The 21,523-nt window shown below is 71.1% G+C and carries 16 protein-coding genes and 3 tRNA genes; 11 read left to right on the forward strand and 8 right to left on the reverse strand.

What is annotated here, in order from left to right:
• Nucleotides 1–113 precede the first annotated feature (113 nt).
• From ACIRQF_RS32510 to ACIRQF_RS32520, 3 genes are all read left to right on the forward strand, one after another.
• Entirely contained in the window at nt 114–1,376 is a 1,263-nt protein-coding gene (locus tag ACIRQF_RS32510) for an NAD(P)/FAD-dependent oxidoreductase (protein WP_403526715.1), read from the forward strand.
• A gap of 35 nt (nt 1,377–1,411) precedes the next feature.
• The gene (gene dnaG, locus ACIRQF_RS32515) at nt 1,412–3,310 is read left to right on the forward strand and encodes a DNA primase (protein WP_376630183.1); all 1,899 of its coding nucleotides are present in this window, start codon (nt 1,412–1,414) and stop codon (nt 3,308–3,310) included.
• Between the two features lie 106 nt (nt 3,311–3,416).
• On the forward strand, nt 3,417–4,532 hold the full coding sequence (locus ACIRQF_RS32520; protein ID WP_376630673.1) for an RNA polymerase sigma factor: 1,116 nt from the start codon (nt 3,417–3,419) through the stop codon (nt 4,530–4,532).
• A gap of 116 nt (nt 4,533–4,648) precedes the next feature.
• On the opposite strand, the gene ACIRQF_RS32525 is transcribed toward ACIRQF_RS32520, so the two are convergent.
• From ACIRQF_RS32525 to ACIRQF_RS32540, 4 genes are all read right to left on the reverse strand, one after another.
• Entirely contained in the window at nt 4,649–6,601 is a 1,953-nt protein-coding gene (locus ACIRQF_RS32525) for an ABC transporter ATP-binding protein (RefSeq protein ID WP_382479903.1), read from the reverse strand.
• Nucleotides 6,601–8,334, reverse strand: a complete 1,734-nt coding sequence (locus ACIRQF_RS32530; RefSeq protein WP_376630179.1) for an ABC transporter ATP-binding protein — start codon at nt 8,332–8,334, stop codon at nt 6,601–6,603. The genes ACIRQF_RS32525 and ACIRQF_RS32530 overlap by 1 nt, the downstream gene beginning before the upstream one ends.
• A 121-nt stretch (nt 8,335–8,455) precedes the next feature.
• Nucleotides 8,456–9,895, reverse strand: a complete 1,440-nt coding sequence (locus ACIRQF_RS32535; protein WP_404097807.1) for an FGGY family carbohydrate kinase — start codon at nt 9,893–9,895, stop codon at nt 8,456–8,458.
• Between the two features lie 36 nt (nt 9,896–9,931).
• Nucleotides 9,932–10,219, reverse strand: coding sequence for a YtxH domain-containing protein (locus ACIRQF_RS32540; protein WP_376630175.1), 288 nt, complete (start codon nt 10,217–10,219; stop codon nt 9,932–9,934).
• A gap of 136 nt (nt 10,220–10,355) precedes the next feature.
• On the opposite strand from ACIRQF_RS32540, the gene ACIRQF_RS32545 reads away from it, so the two are divergent.
• The 3 genes from ACIRQF_RS32545 (at nt 10,356) to ACIRQF_RS32555 (ending at nt 10,749) form a co-directional block, all read left to right on the forward strand.
• Nucleotides 10,356–10,428: transfer RNA gene (locus ACIRQF_RS32545), tRNA-Asn, on the forward strand.
• Between the two features lie 5 nt (nt 10,429–10,433).
• A tRNA-Asn gene (locus ACIRQF_RS32550) sits at nt 10,434–10,509 on the forward strand.
• Between the two features lie 163 nt (nt 10,510–10,672).
• Nucleotides 10,673–10,749 (forward strand) — tRNA-Ile (locus ACIRQF_RS32555).
• Nucleotides 10,750–11,579: 830 nt separating this feature from the next.
• On the opposite strand, the gene ACIRQF_RS32560 is transcribed toward ACIRQF_RS32555, so the two are convergent.
• The 3 genes from ACIRQF_RS32560 to ACIRQF_RS32570 all read right to left on the reverse strand — a co-directional run bounded on the left by ACIRQF_RS32560 (nt 11,580) and on the right by ACIRQF_RS32570 (nt 15,724).
• Nucleotides 11,580–11,876: a putative quinol monooxygenase gene (locus ACIRQF_RS32560; protein WP_404097810.1), complete on the reverse strand. Its 297-nt coding sequence runs from the start codon at nt 11,874–11,876 to the stop codon at nt 11,580–11,582.
• A 109-nt stretch (nt 11,877–11,985) separates the two neighbouring features.
• A complete protein-coding gene (locus tag ACIRQF_RS32565) occupies nt 11,986–14,541 on the reverse strand; it encodes a GH32 C-terminal domain-containing protein (RefSeq protein ID WP_404097812.1) in 2,556 nt (851 codons plus the stop codon).
• Between the two features lie 211 nt (nt 14,542–14,752).
• On the reverse strand, nt 14,753–15,724 hold the full coding sequence (locus ACIRQF_RS32570) for a carbohydrate kinase (protein WP_404097815.1): 972 nt from the start codon (nt 15,722–15,724) through the stop codon (nt 14,753–14,755).
• A 178-nt stretch (nt 15,725–15,902) separates the two neighbouring features.
• Between ACIRQF_RS32570 and ACIRQF_RS32575 the strand changes: the two genes are divergently transcribed.
• The 5 genes from ACIRQF_RS32575 (at nt 15,903) to ACIRQF_RS32595 (ending at nt 20,757) form a co-directional block, all read left to right on the forward strand.
• On the forward strand, nt 15,903–16,916 hold the full coding sequence (locus ACIRQF_RS32575; protein WP_376630672.1) for a sugar ABC transporter substrate-binding protein: 1,014 nt from the start codon (nt 15,903–15,905) through the stop codon (nt 16,914–16,916).
• A gap of 134 nt (nt 16,917–17,050) precedes the next feature.
• On the forward strand, nt 17,051–18,046 hold the full coding sequence (locus ACIRQF_RS32580; RefSeq protein ID WP_382479964.1) for an ABC transporter permease: 996 nt from the start codon (nt 17,051–17,053) through the stop codon (nt 18,044–18,046).
• Nucleotides 18,043–18,876: an ATP-binding cassette domain-containing protein gene (locus ACIRQF_RS32585; RefSeq protein ID WP_376630162.1), complete on the forward strand. Its 834-nt coding sequence runs from the start codon at nt 18,043–18,045 to the stop codon at nt 18,874–18,876. The genes ACIRQF_RS32580 and ACIRQF_RS32585 overlap by 4 nt, the downstream gene beginning before the upstream one ends.
• A gap of 105 nt (nt 18,877–18,981) precedes the next feature.
• The gene (locus ACIRQF_RS32590; RefSeq protein WP_389749964.1) at nt 18,982–20,025 is read left to right on the forward strand and encodes a LacI family DNA-binding transcriptional regulator; all 1,044 of its coding nucleotides are present in this window, start codon (nt 18,982–18,984) and stop codon (nt 20,023–20,025) included.
• Nucleotides 20,026–20,205: 180 nt separating this feature from the next.
• A complete protein-coding gene (locus ACIRQF_RS32595; RefSeq protein WP_404097820.1) occupies nt 20,206–20,757 on the forward strand; it encodes a Uma2 family endonuclease in 552 nt (183 codons plus the stop codon).
• Nucleotides 20,758–20,862: 105 nt separating this feature from the next.
• On the opposite strand, the gene ACIRQF_RS32600 is transcribed toward ACIRQF_RS32595, so the two are convergent.
• The gene (locus tag ACIRQF_RS32600; protein ID WP_404097823.1) at nt 20,863–21,213 is read right to left on the reverse strand and encodes a hypothetical protein; all 351 of its coding nucleotides are present in this window, start codon (nt 21,211–21,213) and stop codon (nt 20,863–20,865) included.
• Between the last annotated feature and the right edge of the window lie 310 nt (nt 21,214–21,523).

Here is a 21,523-nt window from a genome sequence, read left to right on the forward strand (position 1 = left end):
TTTCGCCGGCCCGGCCGGTGCGGGACCCTCGCATGCACGCCCCGAGGCGGTACGGCCCGGGCGGGGCCAGGGGGCGTAGCGTAGGGAACCGGTCGCAACGAGGAGGAATCAACGTGGTCGACGCAGATCAGACCTTTGTCATCGTCGGCGGGGGCCTGGCCGGCGCCAAGGCGGCGGAGACGCTCCGCTCCGAGGGGTTCAACGGGCGGGTGATCCTCATCTGCGACGAGCGCGAACACCCCTACGAGCGGCCGCCCTTGTCGAAGGGCTATCTGCTCGGGAAGGAGGACCGGGACTCCGTCTTCGTCCACGAGGCCTCCTGGTACGCGCAGAACGACGTCGAGCTGCACCTCGGCCAGCCCGTCACCGCCGTCGACCGCGAGGCCCGCACCGTCCGCCTCGGCGACGGCACCGTCATCCGCTACGACAAGCTGCTCCTCGCCACCGGCGCCGAGCCCCGCCGCCTCGACATCCCCGGCATCGACCTCGCCGGCATCCACCACCTGCGCCGGCTCGCCCACTCGGAGCGGCTGCGCGACGAGCTCAAGACCCTCGGCCGCGACAACGGGCACCTGGTGATCGCCGGAGCCGGCTGGATCGGCCTGGAGGTCGCCGCGGCCGCCCGCTCGTACGGCGCCGAGGTCACCGTCGTCGAGGCCGACCCCACCCCCCTGTACCGGGTCCTCGGCCCCGAACTCGGGCAGCTCTTCTCCGACCTGCACAGCGAGCACGGCGTCCGCTTCCACTTCGGCGCCCGGCTCACCGAGATCACCGGCCAGGACGGCATGGTCCTCGCCGCCCGCACCGACGACGGCGAGGAGCACCCCGCGCACGCCGTCCTCGTCGCCATCGGCGCCGCCCCGCGCACCGCCCTGGCCGAGAACTCCGGCCTCGCCCTCGTCGACCGCGCCGACGGCGGCGGCATCGCCGTCGACGAGGCGCTGCGCACCTCCGACCCGGACATCTTCGCCGCGGGCGACGTCGCGGCCCCCCACCACCCCTCCCTGCGCCGGCGCATCCGCGTCGAGCACTGGGCCAACGCGCTCAACGGCGGCCCGGCGGCCGCCCGCGCCATGCTCGGCAAGCACGTGTCCTACGACCGGATCCCGTACTTCTTCTCCGACCAGTACGACCTGGGCATGGAGTACTCGGGCTGGGCGCCGGCCGGCTCGTACGACCAGGTCATCTGCCGCGGTGACGTCGGCAAGCGCGAGTTCATCGCCTTCTGGCTGCAGGAGGGCCGGGTCGTCGCCGGCATGAACGTGAATGTGTGGGACGTCACAGATCCCATCCAGAAGCTGATCCGCTCCCGGGCCCAGGTGGACCCCGAGGCCCTGGCGGACCCGTCCGTCGCCCTGGAGAGCCTGATTCCCTAGCCTGGACCGCTTCCCGACCCCCGTAGAATTCATGCGTGGCAGGCAGGATCAACGACGATGACGTGAAGGCGGTACGGGACGCGGTCCCGATCGACGCCGTCGTGTCCGAGTACCTCCAGCTCCGCAACGCGGGCGGCGGCAACCTGAAGGGCCTCTGTCCCTTCCACGACGAGAAGTCGCCCTCCTTCCAGGTCAGCCCGAGCAAGGGACTCTTCCACTGCTTCGGCTGCCAGGAGGGCGGTGACACCATCGCCTTCGTGATGAAGATCGACCACCTCTCCTTCTCGGAGACGGTCGAGCGCCTCGCCGCCAAGGCGGGCATCACCCTGCGCTACGAGGAAGGCGGCTACAACCCCGGCCACCAGCGCGGCGAACGCACCCGCCTGGTCGAGGCGCACAAGATCGCCGCCCAGTTCTACGCCGACCAACTCGGCTCCGCCGAGGCCGAGATCGGCCGCACCTTCCTCGCCGAGCGAGGCTTCGACCAGGCGGCCGCCGAGCACTTCGGCGTCGGCTACTCCCCGGTCGGCTGGGACCACCTCACCCGCTTCCTGCGCGGCAAGGGCTTCTCCGACCGCGAACTGATCCTCTCCGGCCTCTCCCAGGACGGGCGCCGCGGCCCCATCGACCGCTTCCGCGGCCGGCTCATGTGGCCGATCAAGGACGTCGGCGGCGACGTCGTCGGCTTCGGCGCGCGCAGGCTCCGCGAGGACGACAACGGACCCAAGTACCTCAACACGCCCGAGACGCCGATCTACAAGAAGTCCCAGGTGCTCTACGGCATCGACCTGGCCAAGAAGGACATCGCCAAGGTCAGCCGCGCCGTCGTCGTCGAGGGCTACACCGACGTCATGGCCTGCCACCTGGCCGGTGTCACCACCGCCATCGCCACGTGCGGCACCGCCTTCGGCGGCGACCACATCAAGATCCTGCGCCGCCTCCTCATGGACAACGGCTCGGCCCGGGTGATCTTCACCTTCGACGGCGACGCCGCCGGCCAGAAGGCCGCCCTGCGTGCCTTCGAGGACGACCAGAAGTTCGCCGCCGAGACCTACATCGCCATCGCCCCCGACGGCATGGACCCCTGCGAGCTGCGCCTCGCCAAGGGCGACGAGGCCGTCGCCGACCTGGTCGAGCCCCGCACCCCGCTCTTCGAGTTCGCGCTGCGCCAGATCGTCGCCCGCTACGACCTGGAGACCCCGGCCGGCCGCGCCGCCGCCCTCGACGAGGCCGCCCCGATCGTCGCGAAGATCAAGAACCTGGCCTCGCAGCACGAGGTCGCCGTCCAGCTCGCGGGCATGGTCGGCATCCTCGACGAGCGCTTCGTCGTCCAGCGCGTCGGCCAGATCGCCCGCTGGCAGCGCGACCGCGGCGGCCGCGGCCAGGCCTCCGGCGGCCCCGAGCGGCGCCGCCACGACGTCGGCCAGATCCAGGCGCCCACCGTCCCCGCCGGGCCCGCGCTCAATCTGCGCAGCCCCGCCCACCGCACCGAGCGCGAGCTCCTCAAACTCGCCCTCCAGCGCCCCGAACTGGTCTCCCCGGCCTTCGACGCCTACGGGGTCGACGAGTTCACCGCCCCGCCCTACGCGGCCGTCCGCCAGTGCGTCCAGGACGCCGGCGGCGCAACCGGTGCCCCCGCCGACTACCTCGACGCGGTCCGCGAGGCCGCGCCCGACGACACCGTGCGCGCCCTTGTCACCGAACTCGCCGTCGAGACGATCTTCGCCAAGAACGTCGACGAGGCCTACGCGGGCGACCAGCTCGTCACCGTCCGCCTCCGTGCCGTCGACCGCCGTATCCGCGACGTCCAGGGCACCCTGGCCCGCCTCGGCGCCCACGGCGACCCGGCCCAGCTCTCGGCCGTCCAGAACGAGCTGTGGGTGCTCACCCAGTACGGCCAGTCGCTGCGCAACCACGGGGCCGCGGCCCTCTGACGTCGGGCCGGCATACGTTCGGTCACGCGGCGGACTCAAAAAGTCACCGCACGCCCCTCGTAGCGGTGATGTGTCGTACCCCACACTGGGTCACGGTGCCGTCCCGCTGCCCGTACGCCCCCGAACCGGCAGCGATCACCCACCCTGGAGGTCGCCCCCCGTGCAGACCCAGACCCAGACCCTCGCCCTGTCCGAGCCCTCGCCGGTGGAGCTGGTGGTAGTGGAGGAACAAGCGGAGCCGGAGCACGAGCCGGAGCCCGGAGCACCGCAGGTACCCGACCGGCGCCGGCGCGCCGACCTCGGCGGCAACGGGCCCTCGTCCGATCTGTTCCGCCAGTACCTGCGCGAGATAGGCCGGGTCCCGCTGCTCACCGCGGAGGAGGAGGTCGACCTCGCCCGGCGGGTCGAGGCAGGTCTCTTCGCCGAGGAGAAACTCGCCAACACCCCCGGCCTGGACACCCGGCTGGCGCTCGACCTGGACCGGATCGTGGTGCTCGGCCGGATCGCCAAGCGCAAGCTGATCGAGGCGAACCTGAGGCTCGTCGTCTCCGTCGCCAAACGCTACGTGGGCCGCGGCCTGACCATGCTCGACCTCGTCCAGGAGGGCAACCTCGGCCTCATCAGGGCCGTGGAGAAGTTCGACTACGCGCGCGGCTACAAGTTCTCCACCTACGCGACCTGGTGGATCCGCCAGGCCATGTCCCGGGCCCTCGCCGACCAGGCCCGGACCATCCGCGTCCCCGTGCACGTCGTCGAACTCATCAACCGCGTCATCCGCGTCCAGCGCCGGATGCTCCAGGAACGCGGCTGCGAACCCACCGCCGACGAGGTCGCCGCCCAGCTCGACCTCCCGCCCGAGCGGGTCGGCGAGGTGCTGCGGCTCGCCCAGGAGCCGGTCTCGCTGCACGCCCCCGTCGGCGAGGAGGAGGACGTCGCCCTCGGCGACCTCATCGAGGACGGCGACGCCGCGTCACCCGTCGAGTCCGCCGCCTTCCTGCTGCTCCGCGAACACCTGGAGGCCGTGCTCTCCACCCTCGGCGAACGCGAACGCAAGGTCGTCCAGCTGCGCTACGGCCTCGACGACGGCCGGCCCCGCACCCTGGAGGAGATCGGACAGCTCTTCGGCGTGACACGCGAACGCATCCGCCAGATCGAGTCCAAGACCCTCAACAAGCTGCGGGACCACGCCTACGCGGACCAGCTGCGCGGCTACCTCGACTAGCCGGGCTTCTCGGCGTACTCCGGCAGGCCCCCCGTGACCCCCGCTCAGCGGAAGACCCATGCCGCACATCCTGCGGCATGGGTCCGTCGGTGTCCGATCGGCGACGAGGCCGCCTGTCAGTCCACTTCGGCCACGGCCTGCGCGAACTGCGCCGCGTACAGCCGGGCGTAGGCGCCGCCGGAGGCCAACAGCTCCTCGTGCGTGCCCTGTTCGACGATCGAGCCGTTCTCCATCACCAGGATCACGTCCGCGTCCCGGATGGTGGACAGCCGGTGCGCGATCACGAACGAGGTTCGCCCGTGGGCGAGCCGTGCCATCGCCTTCTGGATCAGCACCTCGGTGCGGGTGTCGACCGAGCTGGTCGCCTCGTCGAGGACCAGGATCACCGGGTCGGACAGGAACGCCCGCGCGATGGTGATCAGCTGCTTCTCGCCGGCGCTGACGCCCGCGCCCTCGTCGTCGATGACCGTGTCGTAGCCCTCGGGAAGGGTGCGGATGAAGCGGTCCGCGTGCGCGGCCTTCGCCGCGTCCTCGACCTCCGCCCGGCTCACCTCGCGCGTCGCGCCGTAGGCGATGTTGTCGGCGATGGTGCCGCCGAACAGCCAGGTGTCCTGCAGCACCATGCCGATACGGGAGCGCAGCTCCTCGCGGGGCATCCTGGCGATGTCGACCCCGTCGAGGGTGATCCGCCCGCCGGTCACCTCGTAGAAGCGCATGAGCAGGTTCACCAAGGTGGTCTTGCCGGCGCCCGTCGGGCCCACGATCGCGACCGTGTGCCCCGGCTCCACGGCGAGCGACAGGTTCTCGATGAGCGGCTTGTCCTCCTCGTAGCGGAAGGCCACCCCCTCCAGCGCGACCCGGCCCTTCGGCTCGCTCGTCGCCCAGGCCTCGGCCGGGGACACCCCCAGCTCGCCGGCCGGTGCGTCCGGCTCCTGCTCCTCCGCGTCGAGCAGCTCGAAGATCCGCTCGGCGGAGGCGACACCCGACTGCACCAGGTTCGCCATCGAGGCGACCTGGGTCAGCGGCATCGAGAACTGGCGGGAGTACTGGATGAACGCCTGCACGTCACCGATCGACAGGCTGCCGGTCGCCACCCGCAGACCGCCGACCACGGCCACGAGGACGTAGTTCAGGTTCGAGACGAAGAACATCACCGGCTGCATCACGCCGCTGTTGAACTGGGCCTTGAACCCGGCCTCGTACAGCGCCTCGTTCTGCTCGTGGAAGTCCTTCGCGGACTCCTCCTGCCGGCCGAAGACCTTCACCAGCGTGTGCCCGGAGTACATCTCCTCGACGTGGGCGTTGAGCCGGCCCGTCGACTTCCACTGCTGCACGAAGTGCGGCTGCGAACGCTTGCCGATCCTCGTCGCCACGACCACCGACAGCGGCACCGTGACCAGCGCCACCAGGGCGAGCAGCGGGGAGATCCAGAACATCATCGCGAGCACGCCGACGATCGTGAGCAGCGAGTTGATCAGCTGCCCCATCGACTGCTGGAGGGTCTGCGAGATGTTGTCGATGTCGTTGGTCGCCCGCGACAGCACCTCGCCGCGCTTGGCCTTGTCGAAGTACGACAGGGGCAGGCGCGCCAGCTTCGCCTGGACGTCCTCGCGCATCCGGTAGACGGTCCGGTTGATCACCTTGATGGACATGCGCGTCGAGACCAGCATGAGCAGGCCCGCGAGCACGTACACGATCAGCACCAGGCCGAGGACCTCGCCGACCGCCGTGAAGTCGATGCCCCGGCCCGGGATGAAGTCCACCCCGGCCAGCATGTCCGCCATCCCGCCGTCGCCCTTGGCCCGCAGCGCGTCCAGGGCCTGCTGCTTCGTGGCGCCCTCGGGCATCTGGCGCCCCACCACACCGGCGAAGACCAGGTCGGTCGCCCGGCCGAGGATCTTCGGCCCGACCACCGAGGCCGCCACCGACAGCACACCGGCGACCAGCATCAGCCAGAGCGAGCTCCGCTCCGGTGCCAGCTGCTTCAGCAGCCGCTTGCCGGAGCCCTTGAAGTCCATCGACTTCGAGTCCGGGCCGCCTCCGGCCATCGGCATACGTGGACCGGCCATCAGGCTGCCTCCGCCTCGGTCAGCTGGGAGAGCACGATCTCCCGGTACGTCTCGTTCTCCGCCATCAGCTCGTGATGGCGCCCGGTGCCGACGACCCGGCCCTCGTCGAGGACCACGATCCGGTCGGCGTCGCGGATGGTCGACACCCGCTGGGCGACGATCACCACCGTCGAGTCGGCCGTCTCGTCGGAGAGGGCGGCCCGTAGCAGGGCATCCGTCTCGTAGTCGAGCGCGGAGAAGGAGTCGTCGAAGAGGTAGATCTCCGGCTGCTGCACCAGCGTGCGGGCGATCGCGAGCCGCTGCCGCTGACCGCCGGACACGTTCGTGCCGCCCTGGGCGATGGGGGCGTTCAGCCCGCCCTCCAGCTTCGCGACGAAGTCCTTGGCCTGCGCCACCTCCAGGGCGTGCCACAGCTCCTCGTCGGTCGCGTCCGGGTTCCCGTACCGCAGGTTGGTCGCGACCGTCCCCGAGAACAGGTACGGCTTCTGCGGGACGAGCCCGACCGTCCGCGCCATCAGGGCGGGCTCCAGGCTGCGCACGTCCACCCCGTCGACGAGCACCTGGCCGTCGGTCACGTCGAACAGCCGCGGCACCAGGCCGAGCAGCGTCGACTTGCCGCTGCCGGTCGAGCCGATGATCGCGGTGGTCTCGCCCGGCCGGGCGACCAGCTCGATGTCCCGCAGGACCGACTCCTCCGCGCCCGGGTACCGGAAGTCCGCGCTCCTGACCTCCAGATGCCCGCGCCGGCCCAGCTCGCGCACCGGCTCGGCCGGCGGCACCACGCTGGACTCCGTCGCCAGGACCTCCTCGATGCGCTCGGCGCACACCTCGGCCCGCGGCACCATCATGAACATGAAGGTGGCCATCATCACGGCCATCACGATCTGCATCAGGTACGCCAGGAAGGCCGTCAGCGCGCCGATCTCCATGGCACCGCTGTCGATGCGGTGCGCGCCGAACCAGACGACGGCGACCGACGACACGTTCACGACCGTCATGACGGTCGGGAACATCAGCGCCATCAGCCGGCCCGTCGCCATCGAGACGTCGGTCAGCTCGGTGTTGGACCCCTTGAAGCGCTCGCGCTCGTAGTCGTCCCGGACGAAGGCGCGGATGACCCGGTTGCCGGTGATCTGCTCGCGCAGCACCCGGTTCACCGTGTCGAGCCGCGTCTGCATGGTCCGGAACAGCGGCCGCATCCGCCGCACGATCAGCGAGACCGCGATGCCGAGCACCGGCACCACCGCGATCAGCACCGCCGACAGCGGCACGTCCAGGCTGAGCGCCATGACGATGCCGCCGACGCACATGATCGGCGCCGAGACCATCAGCGTGAACGCCATCAGGACCAGCATCTGGACCTGCTGCACGTCGTTGGTCGTCCGGGTGATCAGCGACGGAGCGCCGAAGTGCCCGACCTCCCGGGCCGAGAAGGACTGCACCCGCTCGAAGACCGCGGCCCGGACGTCCCGCCCGAGCGCGGAGGCGGTCCGCGCCCCGAAGTACACGGCCCCGATGTTGCAGACGACCTGGATCACGGACACGCCGATCATCAGCGCGCCGAACCGCAGGATGTAGCCGGTGTCCCCGTTCACGACACCGTTGTCGATGATGTCCGCGTTCAGGGTCGGCAGATAGAGGGTGGCGCTGGTCTGCAGCAGCTGCAGCAGCACCAGCAGTCCGATGGGTTTCCTGTAGGGCCTGAGGTGGGTCCGGAGAAGTCTTATGAGCACGGGTCCTACTATCGCCCGCGTTCCCGAGACGTTACGACTCGTTTTGTGGGCGGGCCGCCGGCCCTGGGGAAGTCTTTACGAACCCCGGCCCGGACGCCGCGGGCCGGGGCCGGACCGGGCCTCAGGAAGTGAACGCTCCGGGATGGATCTGGTCCCGGGTGGCCGCGTACTGCTGCCGTACGGCCTGGCCGACGGCCAGCTCCTCGCCCGGCTCGAACACCTGGGCGGCGGCCCCCTGCCAGGCCGGGGGGGCGGACGGGGAGAGCGTGCCCTGCGAGACCCCGAGCGCCCAGGCGGCCTGGCGGGCGGCGCCGAGCGCCGCGTAGTCGGCCGGCTGCGGGACGACGACCTGCGCGCCGAAGACGGTGGGTGCGATGGCCTGGACCGCCGGCAGCCCGGCGGCGGCTCCGAGCAGGAAGACCCGCCGCACCTCGACGCCCCGCCGGCGCAGCACCTCCATGGCGTCGGCGAGGGAGCAGAGCATGCCCTCGAAGGAGGCCCGGGCGAGGTGCTCGGGCCTCATCGACTCGCGGCGCAGGCCGGAGAGGGTGCCGGCGGTGTGCGGCAGGTGCGGGGTGCGCTCGCCTTCGAGGTACGGCAGCAGGACGAGCCCGGAGGAGCCGGGCGTCGACTTGAGGGCGAGTGCGGAGAGTTCCTCCAGGGACTCGACGCCGAGCATCTCGGCGGTCCCGCGCAGGGCCCGGACGGCGTTCGCGGTGTGGACGACCGGGAGGTGCATCCCGGCGGCGTCGGCGAAGGCGGTGATCATGCCGGCGGGGTCGGCGAGCGCCTCGTGGTGGACGGCCATGACCGAGCCGGAGGCGCCCAGGGAGACCACGGCGTCGCCGACGCCGAGGCCGAGTCCGAGGGCGGCCGCCATCGTCTCTCCCGTACCGGCGGAGATCAGCAGTCCCTCGGGGGTGGTGCCGGCCGCCTCGGCGGGCCCGAGCACCTCGGGGAGCACGGCCTGGTGGCCCAGGGCGAGGTCGACGAGATCGGGCCGGTAGGAGCCGTTGCGCGCGGACCAGTAGCCGGTGCCGGAGGCGGCGCCGCGGTCGGTGGTGCGGCGCGCGGGACGGCCGAGCAGTTGCCAGACCAGCCAGTCGTGCGGCTGGAGGATCATCGCGACGCGCTGGGCGTGCTCGGGTTCGGTCCGGGCGAGCCAGCGGAGCTTCGCGACGGGCAGACCGGCGGCCGGCACGGTCCCGACCGCCTCGGCCCACGCCTGCCGCCCGCCGAGGGCCTCGACGAGGTCGGCCGCGGCGACCTGGGCGCGCTTGTCGTTGCCGACGAGCGCGGGCCGGACGAGACCGCCCTGGGCGTCGAGCGGCACGAGCGCGTGTCCCTGCGCCGACACGCCGATGGCCTGCACGCCTTCGAGCAGCCCGCCGGTCGCGGCCTCCCCGAGGGAGAGCAGCCAGGCCTGCGGGTCGACGTCCGTGGACTTGGGCTCGATCGGGTGCGGGGCATGGCCCTGCCGCAGTACGGCACCCGTGTCGGCATCACAGACGACGATGCGAGTGGAGTCCGAAGAGCTGTCCAGACCGGCGACTATCCCCATGGCACATGATTCTGCCGTACTTCGGGCCGTGGCGGGTCAGGTGTTGCTGGTGCCCCAGTCCTCCTCGTACCGGCCGGCGGGGCCGTACTGCCCGTTGTGGTCGCGCCGGGCCTTGATCCGGGTCGCCTGTTCCCCGACGGCGTGCATCGCCTTGCCGGCCGCCTGCCGTCCGGACTGGGCGGCGGACTCGGCCGCGTTGCGCACGGCGGGGTTCTCGGCGACCCGCTGGGCCCCCTTCTTCATCCGCTCGTACCACTCTCGACCGGCCCGCGTCCCGATGACGAAACCGAGGGCAAGGCCGCCGATGAAGATCAGCTTGCGCACGCTTCGATCCTTCCGTGGAGCGCTCTGGGGATACCGATTGGCGGAGCACCCCCCTGCTTGCGCTAATCTATGTCTCGCAGCGAGCGATCGCCCCCCGGCAAGGCCGGAGGGAGGACCGTTCGTCGCAACGCAGCAATCCCCTGTAGCTCAATTGGCAGAGCAGCCGGCTGTTAACCGGCAGGTTACTGGTTCGAGTCCAGTCGGGGGAGCGCGATCCCCTGTAGCTCAATTGGCAGAGCATTCGGCTGTTAACCGGAGGGTTACTGGTTCGAGTCCAGTCGGGGGAGCCATACGGAAGAGGACCCTTCGGGGTCCTTTTTCGTTTCCGGTGGAACCGGCCGCGCGCTCCCGGAGTCTTCTTGATCGAGCGTGGCCGACCATCCGGAGCAGGAGATCGTATGAGCGGCTATGCTGCGGCAGACGGCGCGCACACTTGTACGCGCCGTGGTGTTCGGGGCGGTAGCTCAGCCGGTTAGAGCAGCGGACTCATAATCCGTCGGCCGTGGGTTCGAGTCCCACCCGCCCCACCACAGCACTGGTGTAGCAGAATCGATCTGACCAGGGGCTTTTCCTGGTCGGACGATTCGCGCCGCGAGCGCGAAGGACCCTGGCGATCCGTCCCCGACAGGAAATCACACCTGTTCGGACAAAGGCCGGACGCGGGTCACGCGGCGCGTTCGATTCCCCCGTCCGGCCCATCGGCGGCCGTGGCCCGCGCGTCACATGCCGCGCTCCAGCCGCGCCCCCAGCCCCCTGGCGACCGGTCCGGGCCGGCTCGCGCCGGGCGGAGACGCGGAACGAGGATCCGGCGAAGCGGGGCGGGGAAGCAACACCTTCCCCGCCCCGCCATGCCGCCTGTGAGGGTCAGCCTCGTGGAATGGCGTCCAGAACGCGCTGGGGAACGACCCACACGGCCCCGGCCGGATCGGTGATCTCGGCCTTCCTGCCGTCGAGCATCCGCCAAACCGTCGACGAGCCAGGCGCCTTGAGCAGGGTGCCGTCCGCGAACCGGGCCGGAAGCGCGTCTCAGGCCCGGTCGGGGACGGTCCACATCGGCTTGTCCCCGAACCCGGACGCGATCAGTTCGTCCGTCGACGCGAACGGCACCTTCGCGCCCCCCGATGATCCCGGCCTGCGACGTGGCACCGGCCTTCTTCACCCGCGTGCCGTCCCCGATCCGGTCGGGGATCAGGCTGAACGCCCGGGCCGGGAGCGCGCGGACCTTCGAGGCCCAGTCCGGCTCCCACGGCCGCGGCCGGCCGCCAACCTGGCCGTCCGTCCCCGGGCCCCGGTCCTCTTGACCTGGGGTTGTGGGCGGAACGTGGGTGTGAAGCCAGACCGCACCCAAAACCGAGCCCGTTCATCGGCCGAGCGGGCTCAGGAAGGTGAGCACGGACTCCCTCTCCTCGATCAGCGGCTGGAGCGCCGCGTTGAACGGCAGGCCGTAGGGTGCCGCCAAGTGGGCCTGGAAGGCCTCCTCGTCGGCGTACACCTCGAAGATCCGGTACGCCAGGGCGCTGGATTCCTTGGTGTACGCCTCGAACACCAGGTTCCCGGGCTCTTCGCGGACGCGGGCGGAGTACTCCCTGACCAGCTCGGCGACGCGTTCCTCGCTTCCGGGGCGCGCGGTGAACTCGGCCAGCAGCGTCTTCCTCATGTCCTGTCTCCTGTATGTCACCGGCGATGCCGGCATGGCGGAACGGTGCGGAGGCGGGCCTCCGGGGAGCGGTACCCCCGCCTCCGCACCGTCGGCGGACCGACGCAGGTCAGTCGCGGTACGACCGCACCTGCCAGACCTTGGCGTCGTCCAGGCGGGCGGTGCCGCCTTCGGCGAAGAGCCGGACGCCGTCGCTGTCCGGGCTGGGGAAGATCTGGTCCGTGATCACGGCCTCGCCCTCGCCGCCGAACACCTCGACCGAGGACCAGTCGACCAGGATCCTGAGCTCGACCTTGCCGTCCCTGGCCGTCAGCGGTGCGCGCTGGACGCCGGGGAAGTCGCTGTGGAAGTCCACCGCCCCCGAACGCGTTCGGTCGACGTACAGCTCCCGGGTCCGGGTGTCGTAGCCGACGACGGTCTCCTGGCCTTCGCCCGTGCGCACCTTGAAGCCGAAGCGCCTGGCATCACCGAGGGTGAACGTGGCCCGGATGTCGAGCGCCTTGCCGTCGGCCCGGCCCGCTGCCAGCGGTACGGAGCCGTCCGCGACGCTGATGCCGCGCACGCTGACCGAGGGGCCGCGGAGCGACTCCACGCCGGCGACGGGCTGCTGAGTGAGCCGGAGCCGGCCGTTCACGGTGCGCAGCGCCATCTCGCGCGGAATGCTCTGCGCGCTGCGCCAGGGGGAGGTGGGGACGGAGTTGCCGTACTGCCAGTTGTTCATCCAGCCGATCATGCGGCGCCTGCCGTCGGGGGCGTTCTCCCAGGAGACGGCCGCGTAGTAGTCCTTGCCGTGGTCGACCCAGGAAGCCCGTCGTACGCTCGGGACGGCCGGCTGGTCGGCGACGACGAAGTGGTCGGCCATGACGTGGCCCCACCCGGCCCTGTTCATGTCGACGATCTGGATGGTGGCCTGCCTGCCCTGGTAGGCGCGGAGGTCGAAGGAGGCCCAGTCCAGGCTGCCGCTGTCCGTGCCGGTCTCGCTCTGCACGACCTCGCCGTCGACGAGGAGGTTGACGGCTGTCTCGGTCGACCGGGGGCGCGCCGGGGTGTCGGACAGCATGACCTGGTCGAGCAGGATGTGTCCCCAGCCGCCGGTGTTCTGGTCGACGACCTCGATGTGCGCGGTCCGGCCGGCGAGGTCGCCGAGGTCCCATGAGACCCAGTTGAGCTCCTCCGAGTCGGTGCCGGTGGCGCTGCGTACGGTCCTGCCGTCGACGACGAGCCGGACGGCGGTGGGCGCCTCGGATCCGGAGGGGTGGTTGCCGCCGCCGATGAGGAGGTTGAGGTGCTTCGCGCTGAGGGTGAACTCGGGGGAGGCGAGGGTGCCCGTGGTCGCGTCGCCGCCGAGGAAGCTGTTCACCAGGCCGTCGCCGTCCTGGCCGGTCACAGGGTTCTGTCCGGGCAGGGTGCCGGGTGCGGGGCCGTCGCCGAAGGCGGTGCCCGTGGTGGTCCAGGAGCCGTACGTGTCCTGCTCGAAGGCGGCGAGAACCTCTCCCTCGGGTGTGGGGGAGTCGCCCGTCACCGAGCCGGGGACGTGCGGGTGACGGCCGCCGGCCACCTTGAAGTTGAGGTACGGGCCGGCGACGGTGAAGGGCGGTGAGGTGAGGGTGCCGGTCTCGGCGTCTCCGCCGTGGAAGCTGTCGACGAGTCCCCCGCCCTCGACCCCGCTCGTGCCCGACGTCCCGGGCTCGGGGGCGGGGACCGGTCCGTCACCGAAGGCGGTGCCGGTCGTCCGCCAGGTGCCGTAGTCGGCCCCTTCGAAGTCCTGCACCGTCACTCCCGGCGGAGGCGTGTAGGAGCCGTCGTCGTCGGGCGTGAACCGCTTGCCGTCGAAGTCGCCCACGAAGTACTGGGCGGCCGAACCACCGGCGATGCCACCGGGGTTGATGTTGACGACGAGCACCCACTTGACGCGCTGGGGATCGCCGTCGACGGGCAGAGGGAACAGGTCCGGGCACTCCCAGACCCCGCCCACCGCGTTCTGCGGGCCGAAGTCGCTCAGATGCGTCCAGTTCTTGAGGTCCTTGGAGGAGTAGAACCGGACCTTGTGCTCGGTGGACAGCGACACCGTCATCAGCCAGCTTCCGGTGGGCGCGTACCACTGGACCTTGGGGTCGCGGAACTCCTTCGAGCCGATGTCGAGCACGGGGTTTCCGGCGTACTTCGTCCAGGTGCGGCCGCGGTCGGTGCTGTATGCCAGGGACTGGGCCTGCTTGCCGCCGTCCTTGTAGTGGCTGGTGTAGACGGCCACCATGGCGGGGTTCTCCCTGGTGCCGAACCCCGTGGTGTTGTCGTGGTCGACGACGGCGCTGCCGGAGAAGACCATCTCGTCGTCGTCGTGCGGGATGGCGAGGGGGAGTTCCCGCCAGTGCACGAGATCCTTGCTGACGGCGTGACCCCAGGACATGTTGCCCCAGGTGTTTCCACTCGGGTTGTACTGGTAGAAGAGGTGGTACTCACCCTTGAACCAGACCAGTCCGTTGGGGTCGTTCATCCAGTTCTTCGCGGGGCTGAAGTGGAACTGGGGGCGGTACGTCTCCGTGTACGGCCGGCCGGCCTCCGCCGTCGCCTGAGGGGCGACGGAGGTGACGGTGAGCGCGCAGGTCGCGGCCGCGGCGGCGACGAGGCGCAGCGGGACACGACGGCGGGCGGGGGATCGGCTCATGGTTTCTCCTGCACTGGGGGAGGCGGCGTCGGGTCCGCGTCCGCTGCGGCGGTACGACGCCGGGGGATTCGCAGTGCCGGGCGGTGGGGTCGACCCGGAAGCGGTATGTCATCGCTGACATGTGACAGCGATGACACCCGCTGGGGAGTGATGATGTGCGGGCTCCGGGCGGCGCGTCAATGGCTGGGCCGGGTTCGTTCGGGCCGTCGGTTCAGCCGGCGGCGTGCCCGAGCGCGGGTGCCTGCAGCCGCAACTGGCGGGCCCACGGCGGGTTCGGCCCGGTGACGCCGCAGGTCAGCGCCGCCACCTGGGAGGCGAACACGCAGGCGTCGAAGACGTCGTCGACCCGAAGGTCCGTCAGTCGCCCGCCCAGGAGCCCCTTGGCTCCGAGATGGTGCAGGAGTCCCGCGGTGAAGGAGTCGCCCGCGCCGACGGTGTCGACGACCTCGGTCGGGGGTGCCGGCACGGCGGCCCGCTCGCCGTTCAGCGAGGCGACCGCGCCGCGTTCCCCGCGGGTGATCACGACGAGCGGGACGCCCGCGGCGTGCCAGGCGTCGCAGGCGCGCTCGATCGTGTGGTCGGGGAGCAGCAGACCCAGGTCGTCCTCGCTCAGCCGGAGGAGGTCCGCGAGGGCGCACCAGCGCGGCAGGCGTTCACGGTAGACCTCCGGCGCCACGAGCAGCGGGCGGACGTTCGGGTCGACGGAGATCGTGGCCGTGGCGGAGGCGCGAGCGAGGAAGTCCTCCACGGCCGTGCCGCCGGGCTCGCGCACCAGGGTCAGGGAGCCCGAGTGCAGGCAGGTCGTGGAACCGAGGTCCGCCGCGGCGAGTTCGGCCGCCGTCCACTGCCAGTCGGCGGTGCCCTGGGCGTGGAAGGAGTACGCGGCCTGGCCACGTCCGTCGAGCTCGGCGACGGCCAGTGTGCTGGGCTCCGGTGCGCGTACGGCTGCGGTGAGATCGACACCCGAGGCTTCCAGATGGTCGCGGAACAGGCGGCCGAACACGTCGTCGGACAGTCGCGCCAGGAAGCGGGCGGGAGTGCCCAGGCGGGCGAGCGCTACGGCCGTGTTCGCCGGGCCGCCGCCCGGCAGGACCCGCAGGGCGAGCTCGCCCGGCGTGGGTGCGGGGACGGTGAAGGCGTCCGCGACGCATTCACCGAGGACGGTGACCAGAGGCAGGCGCATGACTCGTTCTCTCCAGACGGGGTGTGAGGCGGTGCGGGCGGTGTTGCGGATTTGTGACGGCGCCAGGGCATTGACGTTTCCGGGTGACGGAGTTCATCATCCTCCGCAAGCGGTGTCAACGATGACATCTGTCAACGCTGACACCCCCTCCCCCGCCCTCGTCCAGCAGGAGATCAGCATGCTTCGCAGAAACCGCACCCTCCGCGCCTCCGTCGGATTCACCGTTCTCGCCACCGTCTCGGCGCTGACCCTGACGGCCTGCGGCTCCGGTGCGCAGGGCGGGTCCGGCGGCGGGGGAACCAAGGTCGGGCTGATCACCAAGACGGACACGAACCCGTTCTTCGTGAAGATGAAGGAGGGCGCCGAGCAGGCCGCGAAGGACAACGGCGTCGAACTCGTCAGCGCGGCCGGCAAGTTCGACGGCGACAACGCGGGTCAGGTCACCGCGATCGAGAACATGGTCAACTCCGGGGTGAAGGGCATCCTCATCACGCCCAACGACTCCAAGGCGATCGTCCCCGCCCTCGAGAAGGCGCGCGCCAAGGGCGTCCTGGTCATCGCGCTCGACAGCCCGACCGAGCCGCAGGACGCCACCGACGCCCTGTTCGCCACCGACAACGTCAAGGCGGGCGAGCTCATCGGCCGGTACGCCAAGGCGGCCATGGCCGGCAAGGAGGCGAAGATCGCCACCCTGGACCTCGCACCCGGTGTCGCGGTGGGCGTGCAGCGCCACCAGGGCTTCCTCAAGGGCTTCGGCATCGCGGAGGGAGACCCGTCGGTCGTCTGCATGCAGGACACCGGCGGCGACCAGGCCAAGGGCCAGACGGCGATGGAGAACTGCCTCCAGAAGTCCCCGGACGTCAACGTCGTCTACACGATCAACGAACCGGCCGCGCTGGGCGCCTACACCGCGCTCAAGGCCAAGGGCCTGGAGAAGAAGGTGCTGGTCGTCTCCGTCGACGGCGGCTGCACCGGCACGCACGCCGTCAAGGACGGCAAGATCGCGGCGACCTCGCAGCAGTACCCGCTGGAGATGGCGTCCCAGGGCGTCAAGGCGGTCGCCGCATTCGCCAAGGGCGGCAAGAAGGCCTCCGGCTACACCGACACCGGCGTCACGCTCATCACCGACGCGGCCAAGCCCGGGGTCGAGGCCAAGGACACCGAATACGGCCTGGGGAAGTGCTGGGGGTGAGCCCCGGTGCGCTCCGGGCGCCGCGAAACCCGGACGCCTCCCTCGCGGCAGCCGGGCCGTGCACACGGCCCGGCACCGGCTCGTACCCCTGACGAACCCGCTCCGCCGACCACCGACCACCGGCAAGGACCACCATGACTGCCACCACCCTGCCCTACGACCAGCTGAAAGGACCGAGCACGGTCCGCCGGCTGCTCGCCACACCGACCACCGGCCCACTCGTGGCCCTGCTGCTGGCCTGCGTCTTCTTCTCCCTGACGACCGAGCAGTTCCTCTCCGGCGGCAACTTCTCGCTGATCGTCCAGCAGGTCATGGTCGTCGGCACGCTGGCCATCGGTCAGACCCTGATCATCCTCACCGCCGGCATCGACCTCTCGTGCGGTGCCGTCATGGCGTTCGGCAGCATCGTCATCGCCAAGACGGCTGCCGAGGGCGGCCTGCCACCACTCGTCGCGATCACTCTCGGCCTGCTCGTCAGTGCGGCCTTCGGCCTGGTCAACGGCCTGCTGGTGCAGCTGATCCCGCTCCCGCCGTTCATCGTCACCCTCGGCATGCTGAACGTGGCCTTCGCCCTGACCCACGTCTACTCGGCCGAGCAGACGATCACCGACCTCCCGGCGCCGTTGACCGCCCTCGGTGAGACCTTCCCGCTCGGCAACACCGACATCACCTACGGCTCGCTCGTGACGATCGCCCTGTTCCTGCTCTTCGCCTACGCGCTGAGCGGCACGTCCTGGGGCCGGCACGTGTACGCGCTCGGCAACAGCCCCGAGGCCGCCCGCCTCAACGGCATCCGCACCTCCCGGCTGACGATCGGCCTCTACGCCCTGGCCGGAGCCGTGTACGGCATCGCCGCGCTGCTCCTGATCTCCCGCACCGGCGTCGGCGACCCGCAGGCGGGCCAGACCGACAACCTGGACAGCATCACCGCCGTCGTCCTCGGCGGCACCAGTCTCTTCGGCGGGCGCGGCTCCGTCCTCGGCACCTTCATCGGCGTCCTCATCGTCGGTGTGTTCCGCAACGGCCTCCAGCTCATGGGCGTCGCCTCCATCTACCAGACCCTGATCACCGGCGTGCTGGTGATCCTGGCCGTGACCGTCGACCAGATCTCCCGGAGGAAGGCACGATGACCACTGCCGACGTCACACCCGTGCTCCAGGCCCGCGGCCTGGTCAAGCGGTACGGCCATGTCACCGCCATCGACGGCGCCGACTTCGACCTGCTGCCCGGCGAGGTCCTCGCCGTCATCGGCGACAACGGCGCCGGCAAGACCAGCCTGATCAAAGCCCTCACCGGCGCGCTCACCCCCGACGAGGGCGAGATCCGGCTGAACGGCGAACCCATCCGCTTCACCGGGCCGCAGAGCGCCCGGCAGCACGGCATCGAGACCGTCTATCAGGACCTGGCCGTAGCCGCCTCCATGGACATCGCCTCCAACATGTTCCTCGGGCGCGAGCTGCGCCGGCCGGGCTTCCTCGGCAACGCGCTGCGCATGCTCGACAAGAAGCGCATGCGGCAGGAGGCGGCGGCCCACATGGCCGACCTCAAGATCGGACTCCGGTCGCTGACGCAGCCGGTGGAGACACTCTCCGGCGGTCAGCGCCAGGCGGTGGCGGTCGCGCGGTCCGTCGCCTGGGCCAAGAGCGTCGTCGTGATGGACGAGCCCACCGCCGCCCTCGGCGTCAAGGAGTCGGGGCAGGTCCTCGACCTGATCCGCCGGGTCCGCGACAAGGGCATGCCCGTCGTCCTGATCAGCCACAACATGCCCCATGTCTTCGAGATCGCCGACCGGATCCACATCCACCGGCTCGGCCGCCGGGAGGCGCTGATCAAGCCGTCCGACCATTCCATGGCGGAGGTCGTCGCCATCATGACGGGGGCGCTCAGGGTGAGCGACGATGGAGGTACGGTCGTGTCCGACGCGGCTGCCGCCGAGGCGGCAGGCGTGTCCGCCCACTGAGTCGCCGCGGGCCACGCCGCGGACCACAGGGTTGCCGCACGCTCAGACAGCGGGCCCGGCCCCGCGCGGGGGCCGGGCCCGGCGAACGCACAGGAACGGTGGTACATGGCCGCGAACCGCCGCCCCACGCTGGCCGATGTCGCCAGGGAAGTGGGCGTCAGTGCCAAGACGGTCTCCCGGGTACTCAACGAGGACGGGCCCAGTTCCCCGGAGACCCGCGAGCGCGTGCTCGCCGCGGTCGCGAAGCTCGGCTTCCAGCCGAACCTGATGGCCCGCAACATCCGCGTCGGCGGCCCCGACACCACCGTCGGCCTGGTCGTGCCCGACCTCGGCAACCCCTTCTTCGGCACCGTCGCCGGCGGCGTGGAGGACCTCGTACGCAGCCGGGGGCTCACCTTGCTCATGGGCTCGTCGGCCGAAGACCCGGACCGGGAAAGGGCGTTGATCCAGACCTTCCTCGCCCGGCGCGTCAGCATGCTCATGGTCGTCCCCGCGTTCGGAGCCGATCACAGCCATCTGAAGGCGGCGCGCGCGGCCGGCCTGCCGGTGGTGTTCCTCGACCGGCCGGGAGTCGGGCTGTCCGCCGACTGCGTCGTCAGCTCCAACCAGGCCGGCGTCCACGAGGGCGTCACCCATCTCATCGCCCGTGGCCACCGCCGTATCGGCTTCATCGGAGACCTCCCCGCCAGGCTTTACACCCGGCGCGAGCGACTCGCCGGTTACCGCTCGGCGCTCGCCGAGGCCGACCTGCCCTACGACCGGGCTCTGGTCACCGGAGCCCACAGCGCGGACGGGGCCGCCGCCGAGACCACCGCACTGCTCGGCCTGCCGAACCCGCCCACCGCCCTGTTCGCGGCGAACAACATGATGGCCCTCGGAGTCATCGCCCAGCTCACCCGCGCGGGGCGCAAGGACGTCGCCCTGGTCACCTTCGACGACCTCCCGCTCGCCGACGTCCTCGAACCGGCCCTGACCGTCGTGGCCCAGGACCCGGCGGCCATCGGCGAGGCGGCGGCCAGGACCGCCCTCGCCCGCCTGGACGGCGACCGCACCCGCGCCCGGACCGTCATGGTCCCCACCCGTCTGGTGGTCCGCGGCTCCAGCGCACCGCTTTCGCCCCCCGCCGACCAGGCACCCGCCGGGAGCTGACCACCAGGTGCCCGGCGCCGCCGTCAGGGCATTCACCGTCGGTGAGGAGAAGCGGGCGTCCGCCTCGACAGCGCTCCCCTCCGGATATCGGCCCCGGAACCCAGATACGTCCGGGGCGCCGATGAGGCCCGCTGTTGACGCTTGTCGATCGTATTGGGAAGCGACGGGAAGGAGCCGCTGATGAGCGTCGAGGCGATCATGCGCACCGAGTTCCCCGAGGGATACACCGTCTTCTTCGGTGCCGACGGGAAGGTGATCATGACCCCGCGGAGCCTGGAGCACTCCAGCACGATCCGCTCCTTGCAGATCGACACGCTCGCTCTGGGACGTCACGCGAAGGTGACCTCCGACGTGTACCTCGACTTCCCGGCAGACGAGAACTCCGCCCCCGATCTCGCGATCCTGCGCGAAGAGGCGCAGAAGCAGGGCAAGCGCTACAGCTTCGAGGACGTCCTGCTGATCGCGGAGGTGGTATCCGTCTCCTCCGCTCGCAAGGACTACGACGACTGCACCGCCAAGTACGGCCGCTACGGCATCCCCGTCTACCTGGTGGTGGACCCGTACGCGGCAGAGGTCGTCGTCCACACCCAGCCCACCGGGACCGGCTACATCGCGGCGCACACGCACCGGTACGGCACCGGCAAGCTCCCCGTCGACCTGGCCGACGGGCGTACCTTCACCCTCGACCTGGACGAGCTGCCCCGGCCCGAACCGGAGACCGGCGCGCGGTGACGAGCCGGCTGACCGCGAGCGTCGGGTGAACAGGGGCCAGGGGCGGAGAGTGCATGGTGCCCTCCGCAGTGGTCCGCGCCCTTGGCGGTCCCTTCGGTGACGCGGTCAGGGCGTGTCGAGGAGGGCGGCGAAGAGCACCGTCGTGAGGACCACCGTCAGGGGCGCGGCCAGGGCGAAGCCGGCGCGGCGGGCCTGGTTGCGGGTGCGGCGGGGGAGGGCCCAGCTGGTGATCAGGAGGGTCAGGGCGACGAGCAGGCCCACTCCGAGGAGCGGGAAGGCCACGGCGAAGCTCGCGTCGAAGCGGTCGGCTTCGGCCTCGTCGCAGGAGTCGCAGGCCATCGGGGACAGCCCGGCGAAGAAGAGGGCCAGGAGGCCCATGGGGACGGTGACCAGGGTCGAGACGAGCGGGGCGATCCAGCCCCCGGTCACCGGCGCGTCGGGATCGTTCATCGGCATGGCGCCAGCCAATCCCACGGCGGGCGGGAGCACATGAGTGCGCGTACTCATCCGCTCCGGGGGCTCAGGGCCGGGTCACGGTGAGGTGGTACGTGGTGTCGACCCGGAGGCCGCTCGTCGCCGGCCTTGATCTCCAGGACGTACCGGCCCGGTGCCGCCGGGGCGATGCCGGCCCGGACGCCCCCGTCCCCCTGCCGGTCGGGTGACCCAACGGGGCCCCGGCGCGGGTGGGCGGAGAGTGGGGCCGGGGGTGGGGGGGGGGGGGGGGCGCCCCCCCCCCCCCCCCCCCGGGGGGGGGGGGGGGGGGGGG

It is taken from the genome of Streptomyces sp. NPDC101191, assembly GCF_044767915.1.
GTDB lineage: Bacteria > Actinomycetota > Actinomycetes > Streptomycetales > Streptomycetaceae > Streptomyces.